Annotated in this window: 5 protein-coding genes; 3 read left to right on the forward strand and 2 right to left on the reverse strand. The window is 63.2% G+C overall.

Going from position 1 to position 3,841, the window contains the following annotated elements:
• Window positions 1–620: alpha/beta fold hydrolase (locus JWQ24_RS14555; RefSeq protein WP_299809187.1), on the reverse strand; the 620-nt coding region annotated here is incomplete at its 3' end.
• Window positions 621–1,001: 381 nt separating this feature from the next.
• On the opposite strand from JWQ24_RS14555, the gene panC reads away from it, so the two are divergent.
• Complete coding sequence (gene panC / locus JWQ24_RS14560) at window positions 1,002–1,853, forward strand: pantoate--beta-alanine ligase (protein WP_299809189.1); 852 nt, start codon at window positions 1,002–1,004, stop codon at window positions 1,851–1,853.
• Window positions 1,854–1,856: 3 nt separating this feature from the next.
• Here the strand turns inward: panC and JWQ24_RS14565 are convergent, their stop codons facing one another.
• On the reverse strand, window positions 1,857–2,654 hold the full coding sequence (locus JWQ24_RS14565) for a hypothetical protein (protein WP_299809191.1): 798 nt from the start codon (window positions 2,652–2,654) through the stop codon (window positions 1,857–1,859).
• A 27-nt stretch (window positions 2,655–2,681) separates the two neighbouring features.
• On the opposite strand from JWQ24_RS14565, the gene JWQ24_RS14570 reads away from it, so the two are divergent.
• Both JWQ24_RS14570 and JWQ24_RS14575 read left to right on the forward strand, forming a co-directional pair.
• Window positions 2,682–3,266, forward strand: a complete 585-nt coding sequence (locus tag JWQ24_RS14570; protein WP_299809193.1) for a YaiI/YqxD family protein — start codon at window positions 2,682–2,684, stop codon at window positions 3,264–3,266.
• Between the two features lie 10 nt (window positions 3,267–3,276).
• Window positions 3,277–3,841: ATP-binding cassette domain-containing protein (locus tag JWQ24_RS14575; RefSeq protein WP_299809196.1), on the forward strand; the 565-nt coding region annotated here is incomplete at its 3' end.

Below are 3,841 nucleotides of genomic sequence, written 5' to 3' on the forward strand. Positions count from 1 at the left end.
GGATCAGGCTTGAACTGCGGATCCTTGGAACGGAACGACAGGATCTTGAATTTGCCTTCGGTCAGGAACGGCACGCGCAGATTATCCAGCGTCACGACCTTCTTGATCTCGTCGGGATACTGCTTGGCGAAATACATCGTGATGTCGCCGCCCATCGAATGGCCCACCATCGTCAGCCGGTCGTAGTCGGCGTTGGGCTGGACCTTCTTCATTTCGCCGACGGCAAAATGGATGTTGGCGACGCCGCGCAGGATTTGCGGCAGACGGCCGACATAGAGTTCGCCGACCTTGGTCACCATCGGCGGATCGGTGGGCAGGTCATGCTGCGGGCTGATCGACAAATAGCCGCGCGCAGCGAAGATGTTGGCCAGGAATGAATACTCGGAGTTCTTGACCGTGTTGCCATGGTTGAGGATCGCGACCGGCAGCTTGATCAAGCCGGCATCCGCCTGCATTTCCTTGTCGCGGCGGACAGCGATATCGACGGCGACGAGGCGGTCGTCGCGCGATGCGTCGTGGAACGCGATCGTCTCATGGCGGATCGCCCACTTGCTCGCGGTGAAATACGCGGCGGTGGTCAGTAAGCAAACCGAAAGCAGGATGAGGATTCCGCGCTTCATGTTGGTCCCTGGGGGCCTTCGCCCCTACAGCAATGGAAGTGATAGACTCTCCGATGGCTTCTTCAGCATATAGGTCACAACGATATGACAGGAAGGTCAAAATTTGTGAATTGCCCGCCATAATATTGTGCGACGCACTAGTTTATTGTGCAGATGCTCAATTTCGCCACCTTCCAGTACAGTCAATTTTAGAGAGATTCCTTATTCCCAAACAGGGATGAAACGTCCAAATTTACCGCAGGGATAACGGCTATCGACTGCGCTCGTTCCCTTTGGCAGGCGAATGATAGGCCGGGCGGGTGGCCTTCCCGTATCGGGGTTTGATAGGTTGGCGCCGGCCGCACGGCCGACTCGCTGTCATTTCCCACGGATCGAGCCGCAATGCCCCGTTCTCCCCTGATCGTCCGCACCCTCCCTGCCCTGCGCCGCGCCCTTGATGGCCTGCGGGTCCGCAAAGCTACCGTGGCGCTGGTACCGACGATGGGTGCGCTGCATGACGGCCACATCGCGCTGGTGCGGCTGGCCAAGCGCAGGGCTACCCGGGTCGTGGTGTCGATCTTCGTCAATCCCGCCCAATTCGCCCCCCACGAAGACTTCGGCTCCTACCCGCGTACCTGGAAAGCCGATATCGCCAGGCTGGCCGCCGAGGGCGTCGACATGGTGTGGAATCCCGACGTCAAAACGATGTACCCGGCGGGTTTTGCGACCAAAATCATCACCGAGGGACCTGCCACCGCGGACCTCGAGGATCGCTTTCGGCCGCATTTCTTCGGCGGCGTCACCACCGTGGTCGGCAAGCTTTTCACCCAGACCCGGCCGGACATGGCGTTTTTCGGCGAGAAGGATTTCCAGCAATTGAAGGTGGTGACGCGGATGGCCCGGGATCTCGATCTCGGCGTCAAGGTCACCGGCGCCACCACCGTACGCGAACGCGACGGTCTGGCGATGTCGTCGCGCAACGTTTATCTCAGCGCCGCCGAGCGCGCCGCAGCCCCCGTCCTGTACCGGACGCTGAAGGCCGCCGCGAAGCGGCTGCGCGACGGCGATGCGATCACCGCGACGATGGCCGCCGCCGCGGATGCCATCACCGAAGCCGGCTTCGAGCTCGACTATGTCGAGGCTCGGCACTCCGAATCGCTGGCGCCAGTGAAGTCTATCAAGGAAGGCCCGCTGCGCCTGCTGGTCGCAGCCCGGATCGGCAAGACCCGCCTGATCGACAATGTCGGCGTGTAGCCTCTACGCCGCGACCTTCTCGCGCGGCTGATAGATCGCCACATGCTGGCAATGCGCCACCGGCGTGGTGCCGTTGGCGACGACCAGCGCGTCCAGCTCAACGAAGCGATGGCCTTTCCTCTCGTAGTTGGCGGTGACCCGCGCACGCGCCACCAGTTCGTCATCGAGTGACGCCGCCGCCAGCAGTTGCATCCGGCTGCCGACATGGATCCACGGACCCAGGATGGCATTGTCGACCAGCACCTTGTTCATGACCCGCTGCAGCACGCCGGGATGCATCAGCCCCTCGCGCGCATAGATCGGATCGGCCTCGCGCACCTCGGCGAGATACTCGGCGGCGGCGTCCTGCGGCCAGCAGCGCGGCGCGCTGCCGAGCCATTTGTCCAGCACGTAGGAGGACGCATCGACCGGCGCCCGCACAGCCACCGGATCGATTTCCGGAAAGTCCGCCAACGCCAATTTTGGCAATTGCGACGTCAGCGACGCCGTCCCGGTGGCCCGGACGTCGCCACCGACAACCTGCAGGGCCAGCCCGTCGCCGGCCGGATCGGCCGTCACCAGCACGGTCTCGCCGTCATAGACCGGCTTGGTGAACCGCGCCTCGATTAGCCCGCGCTCCAGGAAATCGCGTCCCCAGGCCAGTACCGGCGGGTGGATCATATAGGCCAGCACATCGACGCCAGGCACCAGACCGCCGCTGAAGCCGAATTTTTGAGCGACGCGGTCGTCATGCATCTTGTTTTCGGACGCTTTGGCGGTATTGAACGCCTCCACACGGTACGATTCGAGCCGTTTGGTCATGATTCCTCCCGAAAACTGCGATATTTGATGTTCGCATTGCAACAAGATGATACGCCTCGCACCAGCCATGACAAGGCGGCACGCCGCGTGGCCCCCATCCCGACTGACCGAGCCGAGCACCTTCAACCCGTGAGCATCCGTATCTACATCGACGCCGACGCCTGCCCGGTCAAAGACGAGATTTACCGCGTCGCTGCCCGGCACCGGCTGCCTGTCAGTGTGGTGGCGGGCCAGTTCATTCGGATACCCGTGGATCCCTCAATCGAGCGGATCGCCGCCGGTTCCGGCATGGACGCCGCCGACGACTGGATTGCGGAACGGGTTGGAAAGGGCGATATCGTGATTACTTCCGACGTACCGCTGGCCAGCCGCTGTGTGAAGGCAGGCGCCGACGTGATCGCGCCGAACGGCAAACCGTTCTCGGAAGCCTCCATCGGGATGACGCTGGCGGTGCGTAACCTGATGACCGACTTAAGGTCATCGGGCGAAATCACCGGCGGACCCAAATCATTCGCGCCGCGCGACCGCTCGGCGTTTCTCTCGGCCCTGGATCAGACGATCCGCCGTATCCAGCGCGCGCAGGCGACTGCGCCCGCGCCGAAACCAGATTGAACGAAATTCCATGGCTCCTCCGCTGATCCAGCTCAAAGAAATCAACCTGACCTTCGGCGGCACCCCGCTGCTGAACGGCGTCGAACTGTCAGTGTCGCAAGGCGAGCGCGTCTGCCTGATCGGCCGCAACGGCTCCGGCAAGTCGACGCTGCTGAAGATCGTCGCCGGCCTCGTCGACTACGACAAGGGCAGCCGCTTCGTGCAGCCCGGAGCGACCGTGCAGTACCTGCCGCAGGAGCCCGACTTCACAGGCTTCGCCACCACGCTGGCCTATGTCGAGGCCGGCATGGGACCGGGCGACGATCACTATCAGGCACTGTATCTGCTGGAGCAACTCGGCCTCACTGGCGAGGAAGATCCCAACAACCTGTCCGGCGGCGAGGCGCGCCGCACGGCGCTGGCGCGCGTGCTGGCGCCGGCGCCCGACATCCTGCTGCTCGACGAGCCGACCAACCATCTCGATCTCACCACCATCGAATGGCTGGAAGGCGAACTCGCCAGCCGCCGCTGCGCGCTGGTGCTGATCAGCCATGACCGCCGCTTCCTCTCCAACCTGTCGCGCGCCACCGCCTGGC

It is taken from the genome of Tardiphaga sp., assembly GCF_028290495.1.
GTDB lineage: Bacteria > Pseudomonadota > Alphaproteobacteria > Rhizobiales > Xanthobacteraceae > Tardiphaga.

Excerpts from the sequence above, each read along its gene's own strand:
- panC (WP_299809189.1), top strand. The coding sequence starts at position 1,002 with ATGCCCCGTTCTCCCCTGATCGTCCGCACCCTCCCTGCCCTGCGCCGC.
- JWQ24_RS14565 (WP_299809191.1), bottom strand. The coding sequence starts at position 2,654 with ATGACCAAACGGCTCGAATCGTACCGTGTGGAGGCGTTCAATACCGCC.
- JWQ24_RS14570 (WP_299809193.1), top strand. The coding sequence starts at position 2,682 with ATGTTCGCATTGCAACAAGATGATACGCCTCGCACCAGCCATGACAAG.